This is a genomic window from Buchnera aphidicola (Periphyllus lyropictus) (assembly GCF_024029895.1).
Classification (GTDB): Bacteria; Pseudomonadota; Gammaproteobacteria; order Enterobacterales; family Enterobacteriaceae; genus Buchnera_J; species Buchnera_J aphidicola_BA.
This window is the reverse complement of sequence record NZ_CP097457.1, coordinates 82,259-105,122: the sequence shown is the minus strand read 5'-3', so window position 1 is coordinate 105,122 and position 22,864 is coordinate 82,259. Positions and strand designations below refer to the sequence as shown.

Annotated in this window: 17 protein-coding genes, 1 tRNA gene and 2 pseudogenes; 12 read left to right on the top strand and 8 right to left on the bottom strand. The window is 19.8% G+C overall.

Translation table 11 applies throughout. From position 1 onward, the window contains the following. Positions 1 to 14 precede the first annotated feature (14 nt). From gyrB to dnaA, 3 genes are all read right to left on the bottom strand, one after another. On the bottom strand, positions 15 to 2,423 hold the full coding sequence (gene gyrB, locus M5J13_RS00490; RefSeq protein ID WP_252837371.1) for a DNA topoisomerase (ATP-hydrolyzing) subunit B: 2,409 nt from the start codon (positions 2,421 to 2,423) through the stop codon (positions 15 to 17). 78 nt (positions 2,424 to 2,501) lie between these two features. After that, positions 2,502 to 3,602 carry a DNA polymerase III subunit beta gene (dnaN, locus tag M5J13_RS00485; protein ID WP_252837370.1) on the bottom strand — a complete coding sequence of 367 codons (1,101 nt, stop codon included), beginning with the start codon at positions 3,600 to 3,602 and terminating at the stop codon, positions 2,502 to 2,504. Between the two features lie 5 nt (positions 3,603 to 3,607). Then, positions 3,608 to 4,936, bottom strand: a complete 1,329-nt coding sequence (gene dnaA, locus M5J13_RS00480; RefSeq protein ID WP_252837369.1) for a chromosomal replication initiator protein DnaA — start codon at positions 4,934 to 4,936, stop codon at positions 3,608 to 3,610. A 212-nt stretch (positions 4,937 to 5,148) separates the two neighbouring features. On the opposite strand from dnaA, the gene rpmH reads away from it, so the two are divergent. From rpmH to mnmE, 4 genes are all read left to right on the top strand, one after another. Beyond that, on the top strand, positions 5,149 to 5,292 hold the full coding sequence (gene rpmH, locus M5J13_RS00475) for a 50S ribosomal protein L34 (RefSeq protein WP_252837368.1): 144 nt from the start codon (positions 5,149 to 5,151) through the stop codon (positions 5,290 to 5,292). 14 nt (positions 5,293 to 5,306) lie between these two features. After that, a complete protein-coding gene (rnpA, locus tag M5J13_RS00470; RefSeq protein ID WP_252837367.1) occupies positions 5,307 to 5,654 on the top strand; it encodes a ribonuclease P protein component in 348 nt (115 codons plus the stop codon). Between the two features lie 170 nt (positions 5,655 to 5,824). Then, positions 5,825 to 7,435, top strand: coding sequence for a membrane protein insertase YidC (gene yidC / locus M5J13_RS00465; protein ID WP_252837366.1), 1,611 nt, complete (start codon positions 5,825 to 5,827; stop codon positions 7,433 to 7,435). 88 nt (positions 7,436 to 7,523) lie between these two features. Next, positions 7,524 to 8,885: a tRNA uridine-5-carboxymethylaminomethyl(34) synthesis GTPase MnmE gene (gene mnmE / locus M5J13_RS00460; RefSeq protein ID WP_252837365.1), complete on the top strand. Its 1,362-nt coding sequence runs from the start codon at positions 7,524 to 7,526 to the stop codon at positions 8,883 to 8,885. Positions 8,886 to 8,916: 31 nt separating this feature from the next. Here mnmE and M5J13_RS00455 read toward each other — a convergent pair. After that, positions 8,917 to 8,989, bottom strand: a tRNA-Phe gene (locus tag M5J13_RS00455). 222 nt (positions 8,990 to 9,211) lie between these two features. On the opposite strand from M5J13_RS00455, the gene M5J13_RS00450 reads away from it, so the two are divergent. The 3 genes from M5J13_RS00450 (at position 9,212) to efp (ending at position 11,901) form a co-directional block, all read left to right on the top strand. Further along, positions 9,212 to 9,505, top strand: coding sequence for a co-chaperone GroES (locus M5J13_RS00450; protein WP_252837364.1), 294 nt, complete (start codon positions 9,212 to 9,214; stop codon positions 9,503 to 9,505). A gap of 41 nt (positions 9,506 to 9,546) precedes the next feature. Next, entirely contained in the window at positions 9,547 to 11,193 is a 1,647-nt protein-coding gene (gene groL, locus M5J13_RS00445) for a chaperonin GroEL (protein ID WP_252837363.1), read from the top strand. A gap of 138 nt (positions 11,194 to 11,331) precedes the next feature. Beyond that, a complete protein-coding gene (gene efp, locus M5J13_RS00440; protein WP_252837362.1) occupies positions 11,332 to 11,901 on the top strand; it encodes an elongation factor P in 570 nt (189 codons plus the stop codon). A 44-nt stretch (positions 11,902 to 11,945) separates the two neighbouring features. On the opposite strand, the gene M5J13_RS00435 is transcribed toward efp, so the two are convergent. Continuing rightward, positions 11,946 to 12,683: an ATP-binding protein gene (locus tag M5J13_RS00435; RefSeq protein WP_252837361.1), complete on the bottom strand. Its 738-nt coding sequence runs from the start codon at positions 12,681 to 12,683 to the stop codon at positions 11,946 to 11,948. Between the two features lie 40 nt (positions 12,684 to 12,723). Beyond that, the gene (gene rsmD, locus M5J13_RS00430; RefSeq protein WP_252837360.1) at positions 12,724 to 13,299 is read right to left on the bottom strand and encodes a 16S rRNA (guanine(966)-N(2))-methyltransferase RsmD; all 576 of its coding nucleotides are present in this window, start codon (positions 13,297 to 13,299) and stop codon (positions 12,724 to 12,726) included. A gap of 79 nt (positions 13,300 to 13,378) precedes the next feature. On the opposite strand from rsmD, the gene ftsY reads away from it, so the two are divergent. The 5 genes and pseudogenes from ftsY (at position 13,379) to M5J13_RS00410 (ending at position 17,803) form a co-directional block, all read left to right on the top strand. Further along, positions 13,379 to 14,467 carry a signal recognition particle-docking protein FtsY gene (ftsY, locus tag M5J13_RS00425; RefSeq protein ID WP_252837359.1) on the top strand — a complete coding sequence of 363 codons (1,089 nt, stop codon included), beginning with the start codon at positions 13,379 to 13,381 and terminating at the stop codon, positions 14,465 to 14,467. A 174-nt stretch (positions 14,468 to 14,641) separates the two neighbouring features. Further along, the gene (gene rpoH, locus M5J13_RS00420; RefSeq protein ID WP_252837358.1) at positions 14,642 to 15,514 is read left to right on the top strand and encodes an RNA polymerase sigma factor RpoH; all 873 of its coding nucleotides are present in this window, start codon (positions 14,642 to 14,644) and stop codon (positions 15,512 to 15,514) included. 341 nt (positions 15,515 to 15,855) lie between these two features. Next, a pseudogene (locus tag M5J13_RS00415) lies at positions 15,856 to 16,071 on the top strand (hypothetical protein); the annotation flags it as partial. A 235-nt stretch (positions 16,072 to 16,306) separates the two neighbouring features. Then, positions 16,307 to 16,498, top strand: a complete 192-nt coding sequence (locus tag M5J13_RS02265) for a hypothetical protein (protein WP_354667637.1) — start codon at positions 16,307 to 16,309, stop codon at positions 16,496 to 16,498. 813 nt (positions 16,499 to 17,311) lie between these two features. Next, positions 17,312 to 17,803, top strand: a pseudogene (locus M5J13_RS00410) (hypothetical protein). A 300-nt stretch (positions 17,804 to 18,103) separates the two neighbouring features. On the opposite strand, the gene M5J13_RS00405 reads toward M5J13_RS00410, so the two are convergent. Together M5J13_RS00405 and rpoC are read right to left on the bottom strand one after the other, a co-directional pair. Then, complete coding sequence (locus M5J13_RS00405) at positions 18,104 to 18,376, bottom strand: HU family DNA-binding protein (protein WP_252837356.1); 273 nt, start codon at positions 18,374 to 18,376, stop codon at positions 18,104 to 18,106. Positions 18,377 to 18,611: 235 nt separating this feature from the next. Then, positions 18,612 to 22,838, bottom strand: a complete 4,227-nt coding sequence (gene rpoC, locus M5J13_RS00400) for a DNA-directed RNA polymerase subunit beta' (protein ID WP_252837355.1) — start codon at positions 22,836 to 22,838, stop codon at positions 18,612 to 18,614. Between the last annotated feature and the right edge of the window lie 26 nt (positions 22,839 to 22,864).

Here is a 22,864-nt window from a genome sequence, read left to right as displayed (position 1 = left end):
ATTTTTAAAATTTATTAAAAATCTATATTTTCTGCTTTTAGTGCATTATTTTGAATAAATTTTTTTCTTGGTTCTACTGAATCTCCCATTAGAATACTAAACATTTTATCTGCTTGATATGCATCTTTAATTTTAACCTGTAACATTCTTCTTGTTTTAGGATTCATCGTTGTTTTCCATAATTGAGAAGGGTTCATTTCACCTAATCCTTTATATCTTTGTATTGTAGATTTTTTTGATTTTTTTATTATCCAAATAATAATTTTTTTTATGTTTTTTACTTTTTTTTTGTTATTTTTTTGTATAACATATGTTTTATTATTTAAAAAATATTGAAAATTTTTATAAATATAACAAATTTTTTTATAAATTTTACTTTGAAAAAATTTATATTTAATACAATATTTTTTTTTATTTCCATGTATTTTTTTTAATATATAAATATCAAAATATTTTAAATTTTTATTTTTTTTAATTTTGTAAGAATATATTAAATTATTTTTATATTTTTTATTTAATTTTGAAATAAGTTTTATTGTCCAAAATTTTATTTTTTCTTTGTTTTTTAAATTTTTTATTATTTTACTTATTATTAATTTATAAAAAATTTTTAAAAATAATTCAGAATATTTTTTTTTAATAAGATTTTTTAGTTTTAAATATTCATATATTATATTTTTAAATTTTTCTTTATTTTTATAATTATATTTCTTTTTTTTACTTATTATTTTTATATCTTGTAATGCGTATTTTGTTTGATATTTTTTCATAGAAATATAATTTTTTATATATTTCTCTTTTTTCCCTTTTTTTATTTTATAAAGTGGAGGTTGAGCAATATAAACATATCCTTTTTTAATTATTTCTGGCATATATCTATAAAAAAAAGTTAATAATAAAGTTCTTATATGTGATCCATCTATATCTGCATCTGTCATAATAATAATACTGTGATATCGAAGTTTTTTTAAATCATAGTTTTCTTTTCCTATACCACATCCTAAAGCTGTAATAATTGATGTTACTTCTTGTGAAGAAAGCATTTTTTCAAAAGTAGATTTTTCTACGTTTAATATTTTACCTTTTAATGGTAAAATAGCTTGATTTTTTCTATTTCTTCCTTGTTTTGCAGATCCTCCTGCTGAATCTCCTTCTACTAAATAAATTTCAGAAAATATTGGATTTTTTTCTTGACAATCTGAAAGTTTTCCAGGTAAACCAGATAATTCTAAAGCACTTTTTTTTTTAGTTATTTCTCTTGCTTTTTTAGCTGCTTCTCTTGCAGTAGCAGATTCTATAATTTTATTAATTATTATTTTCGTATCATTTGGATTTTCTAATAAAAAATTAATTAAATGTTCATGTATTAATGATTCAATTACTGATTTTACTTCAGATGATACGAGTTTTTCTTTTGTTTGTGAAGAAAATTTAGGGTCATTAATTTTTATAGAAACAACAGCAATTAATCCTTCTCTAACATCATCCCCTATAATATTTATTTTATTTCTTTTATTATAAGATTCTTTTTCAATATAATTATTTATAGTTCGAGTTAATGCTGATTTAAATCCTGATAAATGACTTCCTCCTTCTTTTTGAGGAATATTATTTGTATAACATAATATTTTCTCTTTTAAAGAATTATTCCATTTCATTGCTAATTCAATTGTGATGTTATTTTTTTTAGCATAAAAATAAAAATATTTTAAATGTATAAATTTATTTTTCTTATTTATATGTTTTATAAATTCTTTTATTCCTCCTTGATGATAATATTTTTTTTTAGTTTTATTTATTTTATTTATTAAATAAATAGAAATATTTGGATTTAAAAAAGATAATTCTTTTAATCTATTTGAAATAATATTATATTCAAATTTTATAATGTTATTAAATATTTTACAGTTTGGCCAAAATCTTATTTTAGTTCCTGTATTTTTACTTTTACCAATTATTAATAAATTACTTTTTTTGTATCCATTTGAATATAATTGTTGATATATTTTTTTATTTCTATAAATTTTTAATTCTAATTTCGAAGATAATGCGTTTACTACAGATATTCCTACTCCATGTAAACCTCCAGAAATTTTATAAGAATTATCATCAAATTTTCCTCCTGCATGAAGCATTGTCATAATTACTTCAGATGCAGGTATTCCTTCTTCTGAATGTATATCTACAGGTATACCTCTTCCATTATCTTCTACTGAAATAGAATTATCTTTATACATAGATACAATAATTTTATTACAATATCCAGCTAATGCTTCATCTATAGAATTATCTACAACTTCAAAAACCATATGATGTAATCCTGTTCCATCATCTGTGTCTCCTATATACATTCCTGGACGTCTTTTTACTGCTTCTAAACCTTTTAATATTTTTATGTTTGATGAAGTATAATTGTTTTTCATTTTTGCTCTGTTATAAATTTTTATAATTTATCTTAAATATAAAAAATTTTTATATAATATTATTATTTTTAATTTCGATTAGATATATAAAGGTAAAATAATATATTTAAGTTCTTTTTTTTCTTTTACTTCAATTTGTAAACATTGAACGTTTTCGTCTAAAATTAAATAAATAAAATTATACTTTAATACATTTAATACATCTAATAAATAATTTATGTTAACAGATAATTTTATTTTTTTAGAGTAGTTATATTTTATTTGAAATTTATATTGAGCTTTTTCTTCATGATTACTAGAAGTGATAATACATAAATTTTTTTTAAATTTTAAGTATATTCCTTTAATTTGTTCATGTACTAAAATGGAAACATGAGATAAAGCTTTTTTAAATTTATTTTTATTTATTTTAATAATATATTTTTTTTTTTGAATTAAAATATGATCTAATTTTGGAAATTGGCTGTTTACTAATTTTGAAGTAAAAATATTTTTTTTAAAATAAATTTGAATAATTTTTTTATTAAACAAAATTTTTATTGGTTTTTTTTTGTTTTTTAATAGTTTATTTAATTCAATAGTTGATTTTCTTGGTAGAATTATAGAAAATATTGGAAAATTATTTTTTTTTTTTTTTTTAAAAATAGACATTCTATGTCCATTAGTTGCTATAGATCGAATGTAGTTTTTTTTAAATTCTAAAAAAGTTCCATTAAGATAAGGTCTTACATCATTAATAGGCATTGAAAAAAAAGTGTATTTTAGCATATTTTTTAAAATATTTTGATTTATATAAAATTTTATAAGATTTTTATTTTTTTTAAAATATGGAAATTTTTTTGCTGAAATAGTTAATAAATAAAATTTACTATTTTTTGCAAAAATATATAATTTTTTTTTAATTAATTTAATTTTAATTAATAAAGTATCAGAAATTATTCGAAATATTTCTAATATTTTTTTTCCTGATACAGTAATTTTTCCTTTTATGTATTTATATTTATTAGAAATTTTATAAATTAATTCAATTTCTGTATTTGTAGCAGTGATTAAAATATTTTTTTTATTTACTTCTATTAAGATATTTCCTAAAATTTCATTAGAACTTTTTTTAGTTATTAATGAATTAATTTTTTGTAATGGTTTAATAATTTTTTTTTTTTCAATAGTAAATTTCATAATTTTTATAGAGATATTTTTTTAATTAAATATAAATAATCTTTTTTAACAAAAAGATTTTTTTTACATAGTTTTTTTATTTTTTTACATGAATATAAAATAGTTGTATGTTGTTTTTTATTAAATGCATAACTAATTTCTTTTAAACTATGTTTAGTAATTTCTCTAGTTATACTTATAGCTATTTGTCTAGGTAAAACAAGTGAATGAAATTTTTTTTTTGAAATTAAATCAGATTTTTTAATTTTGTAATATTTTGATACAATTTTTTGAATTTTTTTTATAGTTATTTTTTTTTTTTTAAAAAATAAATAATCTTTTAAAATATTTTTTATATCTTTTAATAAAAAATTTTTTTTATATAAATCTATGTTAGCTTTTATTTTATTTAATACACCATCCATTTCTCTTATATTAGAATTTAAATTTTTTATTAAAAACTTTTTTATTTTTTTATTTAAATATATTTTTTTTTCTTTTAATTTTTTTTCTAAAATCTTTTTTTTTGTTTTTTTTTTTAAAGAATTAATACAAATACTTAAACCTCCATCTAATCTTGATTGTAATCTTTTTTGAATATTTTTTATTTTTGTTGGATAACAATTTGCAGTAAATATAACTTGTTTTTTATTTTCTATTAAATGATTTAATGTATGAAAAAGTTCTTCTTGTGATCTTTTTTTATTTGAAAAAAATTGAATATCATCTATAATTAAAATTTGTGTAGATCGATATTTTTTTTTAAATTCTTCAATACAATTTTGTTTAATTGAATTTACCATTTTTTGAACAAAATTTTCTGAATTTATAATAATTATTTTAAATTTATTTTTTTTTAAGAGAGAATTTCTTATTGCATAAATTAAATGTGTTTTTCCTGATCCTGTTTTTCCGTATATAAATAACGGATTATATTTTTTTCCTAAATTTTTTGAAATATTATAAGCGATATTATATACTAATTTATTTTCATTACCGATAATAAAGTTTTTAAAAGTATATTTTTGATTTTTATTAGAAAATAAATTTTTATTTTTTAAAAGATTTTTTTTAATATTTTTTTTTTTAGAATATTTACATATAATTCTTATTTTTTTTTTTATAGCTAGTTTTAAATGAATTTTTTTATAATTAGAATATTTTTTAATTAAATTGTAAATTTTAATAAAATATTTTTCTTTAATCCAGTCTAAAAAAAATTTGTTAGGTGTATAAAGAGTTAATTGGTTTTTTTTTATTTTTAGTTTTAATGGAAATATCCACATATTAAATTCATTAGTTGACAATTTTTGTTTAAAATAACAAAGACATTTTTTCCATGCTAAAATAAACATTTAATTATACTCCATAGATAATAAAAATATATTTTATTATTAAACGTATTAATTTTTTTTAACATATTTTATATTATTTATAGATCAAAATATAAAATTTTGTTAAATTATAATTTATAAAATTTTTTTTAATAAATTTTTTTAATATAAAAAAATTATTATTAACTTTTAAATGTATTTAAAATTTATTAATTTTTTAGGTTTTTTCTATTATGAAAAGAACTTTTCAACCTTCAGTTTTAAAAAGAAATCGTATGCATGGATTTCGATCAAGAATGTCTACTAAAAATGGACGACATATTTTATCTCGTAGAAGATCTAAATCTCGTTTTTTTTTAACTATTTCTTCTAAATAATTTAAATTGTGTTTATGATAATAAAATTTTCTTTTAAAAAAAAGTTAAAGTTATTAACTTCTTTACAATATAAAAATGTTTTTAAAAATTCTTATCAAGTTCGATTTAAAAAGATTATTATACTTGGTTGTAAAAATTATATTAATTATCCTAGATTAGGAATTTCAATTAAAAAAAAAGATGTAAAAAAATCTTATCAAAGGAATTATTTAAAAAGATTGATTAGAGAATTTTTTCGTTTACATAAAGAAAATTTTCTTTTAATGGATTTCATTGTAATTGTTAAAAAAAAATTTTCTCGATTAGAAAATCGAATATTTTTAAGAAATTTAAAATATTTGTGGTCAAGATATTATTTTTAATAAAAAATTTAAAAATTTTTAAAGCAATTATGTTTAATGATAGATTAAAATTAGATTAAATATTTTTCTAATTTTTCTCTATTTTAAATATAATATTTTAAAAAAAAATAGTATTATTATTTTAAATTTTTAAAATTAAATAACAAAATAAAACTATAAGAGAATATAAAATGTCTGTTCAACGTATTTTTTTAATTTTTGTTTTTTTTTTAGCTTCTTTTTTTTTATGGAAATCTTGGAATAATAAAAATTATTTTCATTTTAATGATTCTATTGTTCATTCCCATGAAAATAATTATTTTAATAATTTAGATTATAAAAATAGTAAAAATTCAATAAATATTAAAACAGATGTTTATAATATTATTATTGATAAAAGTACTGGGGATATTAAAGTAGTTGATTTATTAAAATATAAAAATAAGCAAGGTTCTTCAGAAAATTTTCCTTTATTAAGAACTTCTCAAGATTATGTATATAATGTTCATGGTGGATTAATAGATGTTACACATGATGATGGAAAAAAAGATAATTATATATTAAAATTTCAATCTGATAAAAATTTGTATGAATTATTACCAAATCAAGAAAAATTAATTGTTCCATTAAAATTTATTGGAAAAGATGGAGTTCAATATAAAAAAATATTTACATTTACTCGTGGAAAATATGATGTTTCAGTAAAATATAAAATTATTAATTTAACTAAAAAAAATATTTTTTTAAATATGTTTGGAGAAATTATTCAAACTTTTGTTTCACCTGAAGAACAAAATTTTTTTAATAATTTTCCTAAGTCTTATAGAGGAACAGCTTATTCTGCTTTTGATATGAGATATAAAAAATATTCTTTTTATTCAATTTCTAAAAAAAGAAATTTATTTAAAGAGACGAGTTCTGGTTGGATTGCTATGTTACAAAAATATTTTGTTACTGCTTGGATTCCTCCTCAAAATATTGGAATAAATACTTTTTATACAAAAAATGTTAATTCTGATACAGCAGTTATTGGTTATCGAACTTCTAATGTTTCGGTACCTAAATATTCAACTTATGAATTTAATTCAGTATTATGGATGGGTCCAGAAATTCAAAAAGAAATGTCTAAAATTGCTCCAAATTTAGATTTAACTGTAGATTATGGATGTCTTTGGTTTTTATCTCAACCATTATTTAAAATTTTAAGTTTTGTAAATAAAATTATTGGAAATTGGGGTTTTTCTATTATATTTTTAACAATTGTTATTCGTACAGTACTTAGTCCATTAAGTAAATCACAATATTTTTCTGTATCTAAATTAAAATCTTTAAAACCAGAATTAGAATATTTAAAAAATAAATATAAAAATGATAAAGAGAAAATGAGTAAAAAAATATTAGAACTTTATAAAAAAGAAAATATTAGTCCTTTTTCAGGATTTTTAGCTCTAATTTTTCAAACGCCTATTTTTTTATCTTTTTATTATATGCTTTCTAATTCTATTGAATTAAGACATTCCCCTTTTATTTTTTGGATACATGATTTATCTAGTTATGATCCGTTTTATGTTCTTCCTTTGTTGATGGGAATTACTGTTTTTATTATGCATAAAATTTCTTCTGAAAATAACGATGTTGAAACTATTATAGGAAAAATACAAGAAGCATTTTCTTATATCATACCAGTATTATTTGTAACATTTTTTTTATTTTTTCCTTCCGGATTAGTTTTATATTATATTGTTAGCAACATTATTAGTATTATACAACAAAAATTTATTTATAAAACTGCAAGGAATTAATTTAAAAATTTTTTATTAAAAATATTTAAATTATATTTAAAATTTATTATATATTAAAATATACCGTTAATTTTTATGTTTAAATTTTATGTTTGATACAATCATTTCACAAATTACTCCTCCAGGAATTGGCGGAGTTTATATTATAAGAATTTCTGGAAAAAAATCTTATTTAGTTTCTAAATGTGTGTTAGGAAAATTATTAAAACCTAGATATGCTACTTATTTAAAATTTTTAGATGTTAATAAAGAAATTCTTGATCAAGGAATTGCAATTTGGTATCCTTCTCCTAAATCTTTTACAGGGGAAGATGTTCTTGAATTACAAGGACATGGAAATAATTTTATAGCTAATTTATTATTAAAGAGAATTTTAAAAATACCTAATATTAGATTAGCTAATCCTGGAGAATTTTCTAAAAGAGCTTTTTTAAATAAAAAAATAGATTTAATTCAAGCTGAAGCAATATCTGATTTAATTAATGCTAATTCTGAAGCTTCAGTTAAAGCATCTTTAAAATCATTAAATGGTGATTTTTCTAAAAATATTTTTAAAATAGTTTCAAAAATAAAAAAATTTAGAGTTTTTTTAGAAGCAAAATTAAATTTTTCTGAAGAAGATATAGAAATTAATATAAGAAAAAATGTTTTAAAAAAAATTATAAAAATTATTTCTTATTTAAAAGATATTTTATTTATTTCAAATAATGGAATTTTATTAAAAGAGGGAATTAAAGTAGTAATTGCTGGATTTCCAAATTCAGGAAAATCAAGTTTATTTAATTTATTATCTAAAAAAAAATCTTCTATTGTTACTAATATTAAAGGAACTACAAGAGATTTAATTAAAAATAACATATATTTTAATAAAAATTTAATAAAATTAGTTGATACTGCAGGTTTTCGGGAAACTAAAGATAAAATAGAAAAAATTGGAATAAATTTAGCAAAAAAAGAAATAAATAAAGCTAATATATTATTTTTTTTAATAGATATTAATAAAAATAAAAAAGAACAATTAAATGATTTTTTTAATTTTATAAAAAATATTTCTTCTAAAATACATATTTTATTGATTTTAAATAAAATTGATTTAACTAATTTAAATTCTAAAATTACTCAATTTAATAAAATTGATTCGATTTATCTTTCAATAAAAAAAAAAATTGGTTTAAATATTTTTTATAAATATTTTAAAAATACTTTAAAAAAATTTAATAATTTCTCTAACGAAAGTGTATTTATATCTAGACAAAGACATATAGAAGAAATAAAATTAGCAATAAATGAAATGTTGTTAGCAAAATCTGAATGGAAAGATAATGAGAATTATGAAATATTAGCGTATTTTTTAAAAAATACTCAAAATTATTTAAACAAAATTACTGGATTAATTAGTTCTGATGATATTTTAAATGATATTTTTTCTAATTTTTGTATTGGAAAATAATTTTAAAAAATTTTTTTTTTAAAATTTTAAATGCCCGAAGGCGGAATTGAACCACCGACACGGGGATTTTCAGTCCCCTGCTCTACCGACTGAGCTATTCGGGCTTTTTAAAATATAGTAAAACATTAAATGTAATATCTTGTCAATATTTTTTATTAATTATTTAATAATAATTAAAAAAAATACAATTTTTTTTTAGACCTTGAAAGTTTTAATTATCATCCCTATATTAATTAATAGATGTATATTTATATTTAAAAAAATATATTTATTAAAAAATAAAAATTTTAAAGAATAATTTTGTATTAAAAGGAAAATTTTAAAAAATGAAAATACGCCCTTTACATGATCGTATTGTTATAAAACGCCAAGAAGTAGAATCTAAATCTGCAGGTGGAATTGTTTTAACTGGTTCAGCAGCTAATAAATCTACTCGTGGAAAAGTATTAGCTGTAGGTAATGGAAGAATTTTAGATAATGGTAAAATAAAAAAATTAGATGTAAAAGTAAACGATATAGTTATTTTTAATGAAGGTTATGGAGCTAAGATAGAAAAAATTAATAATGAAGAAGTTTTAATTTTAAATGAAAGTGATATTTTAGCAATAATAGAATCATAATATTTTTTTCATTAAAAAAAAATTATTTAAGGAAATAAAAAATGGCAGCTAAAGATGTGAAATTTGGTAACGAAGCTCGTACAAAAATGCTTCGTGGAGTGAATATATTAGCAGATGCAGTAAAAGTAACTTTAGGACCAAAAGGGAGAAATGTAGTTTTAGATAAATCTTTTGGAGCACCTAGTATTACAAAAGATGGAGTTTCAGTTGCAAGAGAAATAGAATTAGAAGACAAATTTGAGAATATGGGTGCACAAATGGTTAAAGAAGTAGCATCAAAAGCAAATGATGTTGCTGGAGATGGAACTACTACAGCTACTTTACTAGCTCAGTCAATTGTGAACGAAGGTTTAAAAGCAGTAGCAGCTGGAATGAATCCAATGGATTTAAAAAGAGGAATTGATAAAGCTGTTATTCAAGCAGTAAAAGAATTAAAAAAATTATCTGTTCCATGTTCAAATTCTAAAGCTATTACTCAAGTAGGAACTATTTCAGCTAATGCTGATGAAACAGTAGGATCTTTAATTTCTGAAGCTATGGAAAAAGTTGGAAATGATGGAGTAATTACTGTAGAAGAAGGTACTGGTTTAGAAGATGAATTAGAAGTAGTAAAAGGAATGCAATTTGATAGAGGTTATTTGTCTCCTTATTTTATTAATAAAACTGAAACAGGAATTGTAGAATTAGATAATCCTTATATATTAATGGCAGATAAGAAAATTTCTAATATAAGAGAATTGTTACCTGTATTAGAAGCAGTTGCGAAATCAGGAAAACCTTTATTAATTATTTCTGAAGATTTAGAAGGTGAAGCTTTAGCAACTCTTGTTGTAAATTCGATGAGAGGAATTGTTAAAATTGCTGCAGTTAAAGCTCCTGGTTTTGGAGATAGAAGAAAAGCAATGCTACAAGATATTTCAATATTAACTTCTGGAACAGTTATTTCTGAAGATTTAGCTATGGATTTAGAAAAAACTACTTTAGAAGATTTAGGTCAAGCTAAAAGAGTGGTTATTACAAAAGATTCTACAACTATTATTGGTGGTTTAGGAAAAAAATCGGATATAAAAGAACGAATTTTAAATATTCGTCAACAAATAATAGATTCAACTTCAGATTACGATAAAGAAAAATTAAATGAAAGATTAGCAAAATTATCTGGTGGAGTTGCTGTATTAAAAGTAGGAGCAGCTACAGAAGTTGAAATGAAAGAGAAAAAAGCACGTGTAGAAGACGCTTTACATGCTACTCGAGCAGCTGTAGAAGAAGGAGTTGTTGCTGGAGGAGGTGTTGCTTTAGTTCGTGTAGCAGCAAAAATATCTACTATGATCGGAGAAAATGAAGATCAAAATGTAGGAATTAGAGTTGCTTTAAGATCTATGGAAGCTCCTTTGCGTCAAATTGTTGAAAATTCTGGAGAAGAACCATCAGTTGTTACAAATAATGTAAAAGATGGTAAAAGAAATTATGGATATAATGCAGCTACTGATCAATATGGAGATATGATTAATTTTGGAATATTAGATCCTACTAAAGTAACTCGATCAGCTCTTCAATATGCAGCTTCTGTTGCAGGTTTAATGATTACTACAGAATGTATGGTTACTGATTCTCCTAAAGAAGATAAATCTTCTGATATGCCTTCTCCATCTTCAGGTGGAATGGGTGGAATGAACGGGATGATGTAATTTTTTAAATCATTAGTAATATTTTTTTATAAATTTAATAATTTTTAAAATATTTTTATTTTTTTCCCTTAAATTTTTAATTAAGGGAAAGAAAAAATTTTTAAAAAAATTCTTTATTAATTAAATTAAAACAAATATATGTCAAAAAATTATTCAATAAATATGTTTAAACCTGGTTTAAAAGTAATTATTTTTAAAGAACCATGTATTATTAAAAGCAGTTTTTTTGTAAAACCAGGAAAAGGTCAAGCTTTTTCTCGTTTAAAATTTAAAAGTCTTCTTTCTGGAAAGATAGTTGAAACTACTTTTAAATCTACTGATCGTTTAGAAAAAGCTGAAATTAAAGATTTAAAAGCAATATATTTATATAACAATCATTCTTTTTGGTATTTTATGGATAATACTAATTTTAATGAAATTATTGTTTCTAAAGATTTATTAAAAAATACAAGATTTTGGTTAATACCTCAATGTAAATGTGTTTTAACAATATGGAAAAAGGAAGTTATTTCAGTTTCTGTAGATAATTTTGTTAATTTAACTGTTATTAAAACTTCTCCATCAATTAAAAAAAATTCTATTAATAATAGTATAAAATTAGCAATCTTAAATACAGGTATATCTGTAAAAGTTCCATATTTTATAAAAAATAACGATCTTATTAAAGTAGATACTAGAACTAGTAAGTATGTTTCTAGAATTAAATAAATTATAGAAAATTAAAATTAAATTAATTAAAAAATAATATATTTTTATTTTTTTATTTTTACATATGATCTATAACTTTTCCAGTAAAAATTCAACCATATACTATTTCCTAATTTCATCCTGTCAATAATTCTTTCTCCTAATAATTCATGTAATTTTTGATAATTTAAATTTGATAACATACCTGTTGATTTTTTAGATGCTGAACGTCTATCTATAATTTGATGAATAATAATTTTTTCATACTCTGAAGATTTTTGAATACCAATTTCATCAATTATAAGTAAATCTATTTTACTGATTTTATCTATTAATAAAGATTCACTAGATTCATTATTTTTATTAAATGTATTTTTTATTTTGGACATTAAATTAGCAATTGTTATAATTAATATTTTTTTTCCATGTAAAATTAAATAATTTCCTATAGCTGAAGCTAGATGATTTTTTCCAGTTCCTGGATTTCCAGAAAATATAAAATTTGAAAAATCTTTTTCAAAATTAATTACATATTTTTTTGAAGAATTTAATACTTTTTCTTGTCCTGGATTAGAGATTTTATAATTTGAAAAAGAACAATTTATATATAGTTTTTGAATTCCTGAATTTTTTAATATTTTTTGCATTTTTAATGCTTTATTTTTTCTTAATATTGATTTTGAAGAAAGATAACCTTGTTTTTTATTCCAATTTAGTAAATCTTTTTCATTTAAAAATTTTGGTTTAACATGAGATGGTATAATAGATTTTATTCGATTTATTAAATATATTGAATTATTCATATATTTAGATCCTTTTTATTTTTAAAATTTTTTCTTTTTTTTATTTTTTTAAATATATTTTATATTCTATTTTTTTTGTTTTTTTTTTTTTTTTAATTATCCAATTTTTAGGAATAATTATTTTTTTTTTATTTCTTTTTTTTTCTATATAAATTATTCCATTTTTCTTTATCCATTTTTTTTTTTCTAATAAAAATATTGATTTTTTTAACAAATAATTATTATTGTAGGGAGGATCAAGAAAAATTATATCGTATTGAAATTTTTTTTTATATAACCATTTTACTGTATTTGCATGAATTACTTTCATTTTTTTTATTTTTAATTTTTTTAAGTTTTTTTTTATATATTGAACATGTTTTTTATTTATTTCTAATGCAGTTACTAATTTTGCATTTCTAGATATTGATTCTATTCCTAAAATTCCACTTCCAGAAAAACAGTCTAAACATTTTGAATTATAAATATATTTTTTTAACCAATTAAATAAAGTTTCTCGAATAAAATTTTTAGTTGGTCGTAGTTCATTTGAATGTTTAATATTTATTTTTTTTCTTTTAAATTTACCACCAATAATATTTAAACTATTTTTTTTAAAACTTTTTTTTTTTTTCATTTTTTTTAAAAGTATTTTATAATTTTATTTTGATATAATAAATATAATTATATAAAATATTTTTTTATAAAAGGATTATATGTCAAAAAATAAAAAAAGTTTTTTTTTTTCTTTTTTAGATAAAATTAACATTTTTAAAAAAAAAAAAAAAATATCTAAAAAAAAAATAAAAGAATTTAAGAATAATGATATCTGTAGTAAAAATTTATCTAAGTTAAATAAAAAAAAATTAAATTTAAAAAAAAAAAATATATTTAAAAATAAATTTTTTTATTTTTTCAAAAAAAAATTTAAAGAAACTAAAGATAGTTTAAAAAATATTTTTAATAATTTTTTTACAAGTAAAAAGTTAAATAAAAAATTTTTAGAAAAAATTAAATCAAAATTATTATCTTGTGATATAAATGTTAAAACTACAGAAAAAATATTAGAAAATTCTATAAGAAATTTAAATAAAGAAGAATTAAAAAATTCAAAATTAGTGTATAATTCAATTATTAATGAAATGAATAAAATTTTAAATAAAGTTAATAAACCAGTTTTTTCAAATAAAAGTCCTAAAATTATTGTTTTAGTTGGAGTAAACGGATCTGGAAAAACTACCACAGTTTTTAAATTAGCTAATTTATATAAAAAGAAAAATAAAAAAGTTTTAGTAGCTGCAGCGGATACTTTTAGAGCTGCTGCAATTGATCAAATTAAAACATTATGTATACAAAATAATATTTCAATTACTTATAAAAAATGTAATTCTGATCCAGCTTCTGTAGTTTATGATGCTGTTAATAAAGCTATTTCAAAAAAATTTGATGTTTTAATTGTTGATACTGCTGGAAGATTACATACTAAAATAAATTTAATGAATGAATTAAAGAAAATTATTACAGTTATTAAAAAAATTAATAAAGTTGGACCTTCAGAAATAATTTTAACTATTGATTCTTGTACTGGTCAAAATGCTTTAGTTCAAACTGAATTATTTAATAAATTTTTAGGAATTACGGGTTTAATATTAACTAAGTTTGATGGTACAGCAAAAGGAGGTATTATTTTTTCAATAACAGATCAGTTTTCTATTCCTATTCGATATATTACTATAGGAGAATCTATAGATGATATTTATTTATTTAATAAAAAAGATTTTGTTGATTCAATATTTAATAATTAATAATTATAAAATATTAAATTTTTAAAAAAATATTTTTTTAAAAATTTTAATAAATTTTATATGATATTTTTTTAATAAATTTAAAAAAAATTTAATATAGTATTAAATTAATAATAATTTTATTTTTAAAAAATTTTATTTAATAAATTATTATTATTAAATATAGGAATAAAAATGATTAATAAAATAAAATATTCTTCAGTTAGTTCATTAAATGTTTTTAGTTCTTTTTTAAAATCTTCAAATTATTTAAAAATTTTATCAGCCAGTGATGAAAAAAAGTTAGCAAAAAAATTTTTTAATAACGGAGATTTAAAGGCTGCTAAAATTTTAATATTATCTCATTTGCGTTTTGTAATACATATAGCGAAAAATTATTCTGGATATGGATTGCCAGAAGCTGATTTAATACAAGAAGGAAATATTGGTTTAATGAAATCTGTTAAAAAATTTAATCCTTATTTAGGAGTAAGATTAGTTTCTTTTTCTGTATATTGGATTAAGTCTGAAATTAATGAATATATTTTAAAAAATTGGAGAATTGTTAAAGTTGCTACAACTAAATCACAAAAAAAATTATTTTTTAATTTAAAAAAAATTAAAAAAAAATTAGATTGGTTTAATAAAAAAGAAATTTCAGATGTAGCTAAAAAATTAGGAGTGAAAAATAAAGATGTTATTGAAATGGAATCAAGAATGTCAGCTAAAGATGTTTTTTTAGACAATTCTTCTAATAATAATGATTATAAAGAAAAAAATAATTTTTATTCTCTTTCGTTTTTAAAAGATAAATTTTCTAATTTTACTAATGTAATTGAAGATGATAATTGGAAAAAATATATAAAAAATAAATTAAACGTTGCTTTGTCATATCTTGATGAAAGAAGTAGAAATATTATTTGTTCTAGATGGTTAAATAAAAATAAAAAAAAAACTCTTAAAAATATAGCTAAAAATTATGGGATATCTGCTGAAAGAGTTCGACAATTAGAAAAAAATGCTATGAAAAAACTACGTTTAACTATAAAAAAATTTAATAAAAAATAATATTTTTTTAAAATTTTTTATATAAAATTTTTTTAAATTATTATATTTATTTTATTAAAATAAAAAATTTATAAATTTATTTTAATTTTATTAAATTTAAAAAAAAAAGATAATATTTATGAATATATTAAATTATATTAGGATTTCCTAGAATTTGGAGTAATAGAAAATTAAAATATGCATAAGAAAATTATTAGTTTAGAAAAATATATAAAAAAAATTATTATTAGTTGGAGAAAAATTAAAAAAAAAGAATTTTATTATACAAAAAAAAATAAAAAAAAATATATTTAAATTTTTTATCAGTAAAAGATTTTTTTTAGTATTATTATTTTTTAACTACTAGTATGATGTTAGGAAATATTCTAAAAAGATTTTTAAATTTAAATAATTTAATTGATATAGATACTTTATTTCATATTTTTAAAAGGGGGGTTTCTTTTAATAAAAAACTAACTTATCTGTTTGAAATTACAAAATGGTTTAATACTAATTATAATTATATTGTTCCAAAATTTAATGAAAATATTAAATTTTTTTATGGAAAAAAATATTAAATAAAATTTATGAAACTTTATTAATTAAAAAAAAATTAAACTTCTATTTTAAGTCTGCTTTCATATTTTTAATTAGGAAAAAATAATTCTTTAAATTTTAATCGTTTAAAGTTATTACTTAAAATTTTAAAAGTATATTAAAAAATTCTTTATTCTTTTTATATGAAAAGAATTAAATGGGTTTAAATAGAAAAAACCTATTTTATATTTAGATTTATTTAAAGAATAAAAAAAAATTATATATTTTTATAATTATTTACAAGGAAAAATTAATTTATTATTAACAACTTATTTTAGAAATGTTAGTCATAATTTAAATTTTATTAACGATCTTTCTATAAATAGATTACATATAGATTTAATATCTGTAGATTATAATTTAAAAAATTTTAATAAAAATTTATTTAAAAATCTTTTTTATCTTTAGGTATGATAAATAGAAAAAATATTTGAAAAATAGATTTATTAAAATATTATAATATTTTAAGAAGTTTAAAATCAACTAGAGAAAAAATTTAGATTAGAACTTCTTGTTCTTTATTACATAAACCTATATATTTGGATAAAAAAAAAACACTTAATCCTAATTTTAAAAGTTATTTTTCTTTTGCTAAATAAAAATGTGATGAATTATTTTTATTAAGTGATGCATTAAAAAGAAATAAAAAAGATTTATTAGAATGATGGATTTTACCTTTGTATTCTAGAAATAATTCTAATAATATGAAAAATAAAAATGTACAAAAAAATTATTAGATATTTCTAAAAAAGATTATAAAAGAAAAAGTACTTATTTTATTCGTTTTAAAAAATAACAGAAAAAATTAAATTTTATCTATTTTTACTTATTACAACTATTAGATCTTTTTCTTAAACTAATAAATTAAGAAATTTAAAATTAAATTTTAAAAATAAAAAAATTAGTAAAAGATATTATCAGTTAAAAATTTTTAAAATTATTAAATAGAATATAAAAAATCAAGAAGATTTAGATATAGATGTTTTAGTTCATTAAGAACTAGAACGTAATGATATGGTAGAATATTTTTAAGAAAATTTAGATAGATTTTTTGTTTACTTATAATAGATAGGATAAAGTTATGAATTAAGATGTTTAAAACCTCCTATTATTTTAAGTGATATTTTTAGAACAAAACCAATAATTATAAATTAAATTAATATACGAAATTGCTTATTAAAAATCCTGTAAAAGGAATGTTAAAGTCTGGTTACAATATTATTGTATTCTTTTTCAAGAGAAAATATATCATATAAAAAAATTTCAAATCAAATTGTTTTAGCATTTAAAGATGAAATTAATGATTTAGAAAAAAATAATATTAATATAATATAAATAAATGAACTAGAATTAAGAGAAGGTTTACTTTTAAGAAATATTGATAAAAAATATCTTTCTTAGGCTATAAATTCTTTTAAATTAAGTGTTTTTTCAGTTAAAGATACTACTTAAATTCATGCAAATATTTGTTATTTTGAATTTAATGATATAATAAAATCTATTTCTAAATTAGATTCTAATTTTATAATTATTAAAACTACTCGTTCTAATATGGAAATATTAAAACGTTTTAAATATTATAAATGTTCCAATAGTATTGGTCCTGGTTTTTATGATATTTATTCTCTAAATATACCAACAAAAAATGATATTTTAAAATTAATTAAATTATCTATAGAATTTGTTTCTTTAAAAAAATTACGGATTAATTAAGATTTTAAATTAAAAACAAGAACATGGATTAAGGTAAAAAAATAATGAATAAAAAAAATTTAGTTTTTTCTACTAAAAAATACGTTTTTTAATTAATAATTCATAATTAATAAGTAAATTTTAGTAAAGTTCTTTTGTTAAAATTTTTATAAAAATAATTAAAGTAATTTATTTTTTTATTATATTAAATATATAAAAATTATTAAAATATTATTTTTTTATAATATAATAAATTTTTCTAAAAATTTTATTATTAGCAGGGTTTAATCCCTACTAATTTTTATAAATATTATGAAAGTTTTATTTAACTGCTTCTTTTAATGTTTTTCCTGAAATAAAAGAAGGAACTTTAGTTGCTAATATTTGAATTTCTTTTCCAGTTTTTGGATTTCTTCCAGTTCTAGCTGCTCTTTTATTTATTTTAAATGTTCCAAATCCAACTAGTTGAACATTTTCTTCTTTTTTTAAAGAATTAGTAATTTCAGAAAGTATAATATCTAATATGTTTTTTGCTTTTATTTTAGAAATTAATGATTTTTTTGAAATAATATCTATTAATTGTGATTTATTCATAATTTTTGTCCTTAATATATTAATTTTTTATTTATAAATATAGATTTTTTAAAATTTTTATAAAAAAAATATTTATTTTTTTAATTGTTTAAATTTTACATTTTAAAATATATGTAATATTTTTTTCATTAATTTTTTTTTTAAAATTTTTATTTTAAGGAAATAATATTTTTATAAAATTTTTTTAAAAATAAAAAATTGATTTTTTATTTTTTTATATATTTTTGTTATTTTTTTATAAATTATTAGAATTTAATAATTCTGACAAATTTGCTGATGCTTCTTCTACACTAATTTGTTTTTTTTGATTTTTATTTTTTTTAGAATTAGGTTTTTTAAATTTTCTTTTAAATAATCTATCTTGATGATATTTATATCCAGTTCCAGCAGGAATTAATCTTCCTACAATAACATTTTCTTTTAATCCTCTTAATTCATCTATTTTTCCAGCTACTGATGATTCAGTTAATACTCTTGTAGTTTCTTGAAAAGATGCAGCAGATATAAAAGATTCTGTGGCAAGAGATGCTTTTGTTATACCTAATAAATCTCTATCATAAGATATTATTTTTTTATTTTGTTTTTTTAGTTTTTTATTAGAAATTCTAATTCTAGAATATTCTATTTGTTCTCCATTTAAAAATGTTGATTCTCCATGATCAATTATTGTTGCTTTTCTTAACATTTGTCTAATTATTGCTTCAATATGTTTATCATTGATTTTTACTCCTTGTAATCTATATACTTCTTGAACTTCATTTACAATATATCTAGTAACAGATTGAATTCCTCTTAATCTTAATATATCATGTGAAGATTCTGGACCATCTGAAATAATATCTCCTTTTTCTACGCGTTCTCCTTCAAAAACGTTTAATTGTCTCCATTTTGGTATCATTTCTTCATAATTTTTTTCTTTATTTAAAGTAGTAATAATTAATCTTCTTTTTCCTTTCGTTTCTTTTCCAAAAGAAATAATTCCACTTTTTTCTGCTAAAATAGCTGGTTCTTTAGGTTTTCTTGCTTCAAATAAATCAGCTACTCTTGGAAGTCCTCCTGTAATATCTTTTGTACTAACAGATTCTTGAGGAACTCTTGCTAATGTATCTCCAGATCTAATTTTCATTCCATTTTTTAATTGAACAATAGTTTTTCCAGGTAAAAAATATTGAGCAGGCATATTTGTTCCAGGAATAAATACTTCTTCTTCTTTATCATTAATAATTTTTAAAGATGGTCTTAAATCTTTTCCAAGAGTTGTTCTTTCAGATATATCTAAAATAATTATAGATGATAATCCAGTTATTTTATCTTTTTTTCTTGTTATACTTTGACCATCTAACATATCTATAAATTTTATATATCCATTCACTTCTGTAATAACTGGAATAGTGTGAGGATCCCATACAGCTACTATTTCTTGAGAATATACTTTTTCTCCATCTTTCTTTTCTAAGATAGCTCCATAAGGAACTTTGTAATTTTCTTTTTTTCTTCCAGAAGAATCAAGTATTTGAAGTTCTACATTTCTTGCTGTTATAACTGTTTTACCTGAAGAATTTATTACGAATTTAGAATTATTTAATTTTATAGTTCCTTCATTTCTTACTTGTATATTAGATTCTGTAGCTGCTCTAGATGCGGCACCTCCAATATGGAAAGTTCTCATAGTTAATTGAGTACCAGGTTCTCCTATAGATTGAGCTGCGATAACTCCGATAGCTTCTCCTTTTTTTACTAATTTTCCTCTTGCAAGATCTCTTCCATAACAGTATGCACATACTCCAAAATTTGTTTCGCAATGTACAATCGAACGAACTTTTATGTTATCAATAGAATTTTTTTCTAAAATATCACAATATTCTTCATTTAAAAGAGTATTTTTTTTTATTAAGATTTTTTTAGAATAATTTTTATATATATTTTTAAGAGATATTCTTCCTAAAACTCTTTCTCTTAAAGGTTCTTTTATATTTCCTCCTTCTATTAAAGTAGTCATTGTTATTCCGTTTTTAGTTTTACAATTTTTTTCAGTGACTACAAGATCTTGAGCAACATCTACTAATCTTCTAGTTAAATAACCTGAATTAGCTGTTTTTAATGCTGTATCTGCTAATCCTTTTCTAGCTCCATGTGTAGAAATAAAATATTGTAAAACGTTTAATCCTTCTCTAAAATTAGCTGTTATTGGTGTTTCTATTATTGATCCATCTGGTTTAGCCATTAATCCTCGCATTCCAGCTAATTGTCTTATTTGAGCTGCTGAACCTCTTGCTCCAGAATCTGCCATAGTAAAAATGCTATTAAATGAAATTTGTTTAGTTTTTTTTCCTTTTTTATCTATAATTTTTTCTATAGATAAATTTTTCATCATTGATTTAGACACTTTTTCATTAGCAGTAGACCAAATATCTATTACTTTATTATATCTTTCTCCAGCTGTTACTAATCCTGATTGAAATTGTTCTTGTATTTCTAATACTTCTATTTCAGCTTCATTAATAATTTTAGATTTGTTTTTAGGAATTTTCATATCTTCAATTCCTACTGAAGATCCTGCTTTAGCTGCATAAGAAAATCCTGTATACATTATTTTATCTGCAAAAATTACTGTTTTTTTAGCTCCTAAAATTCTATAACATTTATTTATCATTGATGATATAGTATTTTTTCTTAATGTTTTATTAACTATAGAAAAAGGTAAACCTTTAGGTACTATCATCCATAAAATTGCTCTTCCTATTGTTGTTTTAGTTATTTTTTTTTTTTTTATTTTTATTCTTTTATTTTTTTTTTCATATTCGGTAATTCTAATTTTTACTATTGAATGTAAATCTACTAACCCTAATTGATATATTTTTTCGGCTTCTTTAGGGCTAGATAAAATCATGTTTTCTCCTTTTCCATTAATTTTTTTTCTAGTCATATAGTACAATCCAAGCACTACGTCTTGTGAAGGAACAATAATTGGTTCTCCATTAGCTGGAGATAATATATTATTAGTAGACATCATTAAATTTTTTGCTTCTATTTGAGCCTCTATTGTTAATGGTATATGTACAGCCATTTGATCTCCATCAAAATCAGCATTATAAGCAGCACATACTAATGGATGTAATTGAATAGCTTTACCTTCAACTAATATTGGTTCAAAAGCTTGTATTCCTAATCTATGTAAAGTAGGTGCTCTATTTAATAAAATAGGATGTTTTTTAATAACTTCATCTAATACATCCCATACAACAGATTCTTCTTTTTCTACCATTTTTTTTGCAGATTTAATAGTATTAGCTAGATTTTTTAATTCTAATTTACCATATATAAACGGTTTAAATAATTCTAAAGCCATTTTTTTTGGTAATCCGCATTGATTAAGTTTAAGATATGGACCTACTGTAATTACTGATCTTCCTGAATAATCTACTCTTTTTCCAAGTAAATTTTGACGAAATCTTCCTTGTTTTCCTTTTATCATATCAGCTAATGATTTTAAAGGTCTCTTATTTGATCCAATTATAGCCCTTCCTCTTCTTCCATTATCTAATAATGCATCTACTGATTCTTGAAGCATTCTTTTTTCATTTCTAATAATTATTTCAGGAGCTGAAAGCTCTAATAATCTTTTTAAACGATTATTTCGATTAATTACTCTTCTATATAAATCGTTTAAATCAGATGTAGCAAATCTTCCTCCATCTAATGGAACTAATGGTCTTAAATCTGGAGGAAGTATTGGAAGAACTGTTAAAATCATCCATTCTGGTTTATTTTTAGATTGAATAAAAGATTCTATTAGTTTTATTCTTTTTGTAGTTTTTTTTTTTTTTGTTTCAGAATTTGTTTTTTTTAACTCTTTTCTTAAACTTTTGCATTTTTTTTTTAAATTAATATTTTTTAATAAAATTTGAATTGCTTCTGCACCCATTTTAGCTTGAAATTCATCTCCATATTTTTCTATTAATTCAATATTTTTTTCTTCATTAAAAACCATTCCTTTTTTTAATTTAGTTGTTCCATTTTTAATAATTACATATGATTCAAAATATAAAACTCGTTCTATATCTCTTAATGGCATATCAAGTAAAAGACCTATTCGAGAAGGTAGTGATTTTAAAAACCATATATGAGCTATTGGAGAAGCTAATTCTATATGTCCCATTCTATCCCTTCTTACTTTGCTTTTTGTAACTTCTACTCCACATTTTTCACATATTACACCTCTATGTTTTAGTCTTTTATATTTTCCACATAAACATTCATAATCTTTTATAGGTCCAAAAATTCTTGAACAAAATAATCCATCTCTTTCAGGTTTAAAAGTTCTGTAGTTTATTGTTTCTGGTTTTTTAACTTCTCCATATGACCAAGATCGTATGATTTCTGGAGAAGATAGAGAGATTTTAATTGCATTAAAATCTTCGGATTTATTTTTTAATTTAATAAATTTAAATAGATCTTTCAAAAATTTTTCCTATTTTATAGTATTAT